The organism is Glutamicibacter sp. BSL13, from assembly GCF_052928425.1.
The window spans coordinates 1-4,519 of record NZ_JAVGCZ010000147.1 but is presented as its reverse complement, the minus strand read 5'-3'; the positions used below and the strand labels follow the sequence as shown (position 1 = coordinate 4,519).

The following is a 4,519-nucleotide window of genomic DNA, read 5'->3' as shown; positions in this document are numbered from 1 at the left end:
CCCTGGTCCGCCTCACAGTCGGACGCCGGCCCCGCCACGACGAGCGGGAGATGGGCCTGTTCGCCCGGGTCCTGCTCGGTGACGACCTCGGCGACCTGCTCGCCGACACCCGCCTGGTCGCCGCCTCCCGCCAGAGCACCGGAGGAGGCGAGCGGCCATGACCCGCGGGCATCTCGTGCTCGAGCACGCCATCGACCAGATCACCCGCGGCCACGCCTACCGCCGCGATGTCGAGGAAGACCTCGACGAGCTGTGCGATTCGATCCAGCGCCTCGGGATCCTCAACCCGCCCACCGTCACCGACAGCTACGTCCTGATCGCCGGGCAGCGGCGGCTCGCGGCGATGGAGAAGCTGGGCTGGCGGGTCACGCCGGTGTGGATCGTGCCCGGCGTGTCGGACAAGCTCTCCCAGGTCCTCGCGATCCGTGACGAGCAGACGCTGCGCAAGGCCCTCAAGCCGATCGAGCAGGCCGAGCTGTACGAGGAGCTGAAGGCCCTGTACGCCGAGGACGCCGAACGGCGTGACGCCGCCACCCGCTTCGGCTCCCCGCACCGGGACACTGTCGAGGCTGATCGTGCGGCGGATGGGGAGGCCGGGGACGGGGGTGCCGAATCGGCACCCCCGGACGGTCCGGCGAAGACGGATGAGCCGAAGGCGAATGACACGAAGTCCCGGGTGCAGGCGGCCCGCGCGGTCACCGGCCGGGACTCGCGGACGATGCTGGAACAGATCGGCGAGCTCCGACGGATCGCGGCCGACGATGACGAGGACCCGATGGTCCGCCAGTACGCTGCGGAGGCCCTGCTCGAGCTCAACGAGGACGGCAAGGTCAACGGCCGGTTCCTGCAGGTCAAGACCCGCCAGAACCTCGCTGCGCTCACCCGCCTCGCCCAGCACCCCGACACACCCGACACGGTCCGGGCTGCCGCAAGCGAGGAGCTCGCGGCCCTGACGCCGGACCTGCCGGCGAAGGACGCCGCGAAGGAGTCCGGGCTCGCGCTGGAACGGGTCCGGACGCTGCAGGCCGCCGCCGCGTCCGAGGCGAAGGTCGGCTGGGCTGACGTAGATCCGCTGATGCGGCAGAAACACCAGGTTCGCAAGCTCGTCGACCTGCTCCGCCGTGAGCACGGCTGGTGGGAACGCTACGACCCGGTCGAGATCGGCCGCTACGCCGACCAGACCCAATGGGACCTCATCGACACGTATGTCGACGGTGCCACCACCTTCATCACCGCAGCCACCACTGCCCGCGCCACCGCCGAAACGGAGGCCAGCGCGGAGACCGATGCGGCCGGCGAAGCAGAGGCCGTCGCGGGCACCACGCGGGAGGAGTCCGCGGAGGAAGCCGAGGTCGAGCATGCCGAGCTTTGAGAATCCGGTGGCAGATGCCGGAGAGCTGTCGGAGGCGGCCCGCGGGCTGGCGCATGCGACCCGGCACTTCGATGAGCCGGGCGACAGCTATGCGGTGCTCGGCGAGCTGCAGTCGGCCTTGATCAGCCTGCACCAGTCCCTGCAGCAGCTCGTCGCGTTCCACACTCGCCTGGCCGACCGCGCCTCGACCGATGCGGGCGACCGTGCCGATGGCCGAGAGCATGCGCTGACCGCGGCCATGCGGCTGGACACTGCCGCGGTCCATGTCGACCGCGCGACCGACCACCTGATGGTCGGCTTCGCCGAGAACGGACAGATCGCCTGGCTCCCGGCACCTTCACCCGCCGAAAAGGCGCTGGCCGAACGAGCTGAGCACCTCGAGATCACCTCCAGCGATCGGCCGGATCCGCCGTCTTCCGCACCTGCGCCGGGGCGCTGAGGCCTGGGCAGCCGGGCACCGTCCGTACCTGGCTGGTGAGTACCCGTCCGGGACCTCTGGGCGAGTTTCGTCCGTGACGGGAGGGAGCGGGGTATGGCCGAGCTGACGCCGTATGACACCGGGGAGCGCCTGGAGCCGCATGTTTGGGTCACCAACGGGATCGTCGTCCCCGGCGGGCGCCCGAGGTTCGCTGAGGAGAGCGAGTTCGGGCGGGTCGACTTCGACGCCGACGACGGCACCACGGTCCTCACTCTGCATGTGCAGCGCGCCGACAACGGCTACCGGATGGTCGTCGACCAGCACCGCGAGGAGTACCTGCACGTCGTCGGGCAGAACGAGCCTCCGATGCTGGTCGATCCCGCTCTGGCGCAGGATGCGGAGTACCGGACCCGGCAGATGATGCTGCTGGATGCGGGCCTGTCCTACATCGGCAAGACCTACGGCGAGGACATCTTCTACGCCGACGACGGCGATCCGACCGCGTTCTCCCTGGGCAACTACACATTCCAACCGCTGATGGTCAACGACGGCACGGTCTTCGCGATCGAGGAGGCCTACGAGCGCGGCACGGACTGGGCCGACGACGAGCGTGTGCCGATCGGCTGGACCTGGCTGCAGAAGGATCTCGTCCGCCTGCCCGACGGCACCCAGCGGGCCGAGATCACTGCGCAAGGCGAGACGATCCCGTCGGACATCGACAGTCTCATCGACCGTGCCCGCACCTGGGTCGAGCAGACCGTGCGGCGCCTGCAGACCCCGGATATCGACTTCTCGCCCTACCGGAATCCGCCCGGCCGCGACACGCCCTCCCGCTGAAGCGGGCCAGGGCTGGCGGGGCGGGGGCCGCACCTGGATCGGGACCGCAACTCCTGGACCAGGAAGGACACCTCATCGTGGCCCGCCAGACCCCGCACTCGCATTCTCGCCGCCGTCTGATCGTCACCGTCTGCGCGATCGGCCTGGTCCTCGCGCTGCTCGCCGGCGTCGGCATCTACGGCCTTATCATGGGCGAACCCCACCCGGACGGCGGCCGGCCGGGTGACCGGGGCACCAGCAGCACCGCGTCCCCGTCGCCCACAGAGGCGTCCCTCGCACCGATTCCGGCCACTCGTGACCCCGAGACGTTCGCCCGCTCGGTGGCGGACGCCCTGTTCACCTGGGACACCTACTCGCTGCTGAGCCCGCAGGACCACCGGGACGTGCTGCTGCAGGTCGCCGACCCGTCCGGGCTGGAGACCCCCGGCCTGGTCTCCGACCTCGACGGCTACCTGCCGGACCAGTCCACCTGGACGCAGCTGCAGGAATATCAGACCCGGCAGTGGCTGGAGATCGAGCGCGCCTATGTCCCCGACCAGTGGGCCGACGCGGAGGCCGCCGCCGGTGACAGTCTCGCGCCGGGCACCATCGCCTACACGATCGAGGGCATCCGGCATCGGGAGGGCGTCTGGTACGACAAGCCGGTCACCAGCACACACGATGTCGCGTTCACGATCTTCCTGACCTGCCCGCCCCGCGGCGACCAGTCCTGCTACCTGCTGCGGCTCTCCGTCCTCGACGAGCCCCTGCGGTAGCCGAGGGGTCGCGATGAAGAAGGCACTGGCCGTCCTGCTCGCGTTCGTGATGTTCGCCCCGATGCTGGGTCTGCTCGGCGTCGGCATCCTGATCAACCCCGCGACCGCCAACTGCGCCGTAGATGGCGGCGGGAGCGGCCCGATCAACGTCGGCAACGTGCCCGAGCAGCTGCGGGTCACCACCGCGGACGGCGAGTCGTTCACCCTGAACAAGACCCAGCTGACCCGTGCCGCCCAGATCATCACCACAGGGTCCCGGATCGGCGGCGTGAACCGGGACGCAATCACCATCGCCTTGATGGCGGCGCTGACCGAGTCCTCGCTGCGGCAGCTCGCGAACACCTCCGCCTACCCCGAGTCCGCCTCCTACCCCAACGACGGGAACGGCGGGGACCACGACAGCCTCGGGCTGTGGCAGATGAGGCCGCAATCGGGCTGGGGCACGGTCGCTCAGCTGATGGACATCGACTACGAAGTCCGGGCGTTCTTCGGCGGCCCGGATGGTCCCAACCACGGCTCCCCGCGGGGCCTGCTCGACGTGCCCAACTGGCAGCAGATGGACAAGGGCGAAGCCGCCCAGAGCGTCGAGGTCAGCGCGTTCCCGGACCGGTATCGCAACTATGAGCCGGTCGCCGAGGCCATCATCGCCGCCCTCGCCGGCACTGCCACGACCTCCGCGTCAACTGACCCGGGGGCGGTGCCGGTCGCGGACACGACCGAGTCCTCGCGGATCGTGTTCCCGCTGCCCGAGGGCACCTGGACGATGACCTCGCCGTTCGGGTACCGGATCCACCCGATCACCGGGGAGCGGAAGCTGCACGCCGGCACGGACTTCGCCGCTCCCGATGGCACGCCGATCATGGCGGCGGCCGACGGGGTCGTGACCGTCGCCCGCTACACCGACTCCGGCGGCGGCATCATCGTCATCGAGCACACCATCGACGGGCAGAAGATCGCGACCGCCTACATCCACATGTGGCAGGACGGGATCCACGTCGCGGTCGGCGACCAGGTCACCGCCGGGCAGCACATCGGTGACGTCGGCAGCTCCGGGCAGAGTACCGGACCCCATCTGCACTTCGAGGTCCGCCAGGGCGGCACCAACGGCACGCCCATCGACTCCGCCGCCTGGCTGGA

The 4,519-nt window shown here is 70.1% G+C and carries 5 protein-coding genes; all 5 read left to right on the top strand.

Annotated elements, in window-relative coordinates; all coding sequences use genetic code 11:
• The first annotated feature begins 157 nt into the window (after positions 1-157).
• Entirely contained in the window at positions 158-1,372 is a 1,215-nt protein-coding gene (locus RCJ92_RS15015; RefSeq protein WP_446755001.1) for a ParB/RepB/Spo0J family partition protein, read from the top strand.
• The gene (locus tag RCJ92_RS15010) at positions 1,359-1,811 is read left to right on the top strand and encodes a hypothetical protein (protein ID WP_446755000.1); all 453 of its coding nucleotides are present in this window, start codon (positions 1,359-1,361) and stop codon (positions 1,809-1,811) included. The genes RCJ92_RS15015 and RCJ92_RS15010 overlap by 14 nt, the downstream gene beginning before the upstream one ends.
• Before the next feature lie 93 nt (positions 1,812-1,904).
• Entirely contained in the window at positions 1,905-2,627 is a 723-nt protein-coding gene (locus RCJ92_RS15005; RefSeq protein ID WP_446754999.1) for a hypothetical protein, read from the top strand.
• Positions 2,628-2,704: 77 nt separating this feature from the next.
• Positions 2,705-3,382 carry a hypothetical protein gene (locus RCJ92_RS15000; RefSeq protein ID WP_446754998.1) on the top strand — a complete coding sequence of 226 codons (678 nt, stop codon included), beginning with the start codon at positions 2,705-2,707 and terminating at the stop codon, positions 3,380-3,382.
• Between the two features lie 13 nt (positions 3,383-3,395).
• The coding region (locus RCJ92_RS14995; RefSeq protein ID WP_446754997.1) for a M23 family metallopeptidase at positions 3,396-4,519 on the top strand (1,124 nt) is incomplete at its 3' end.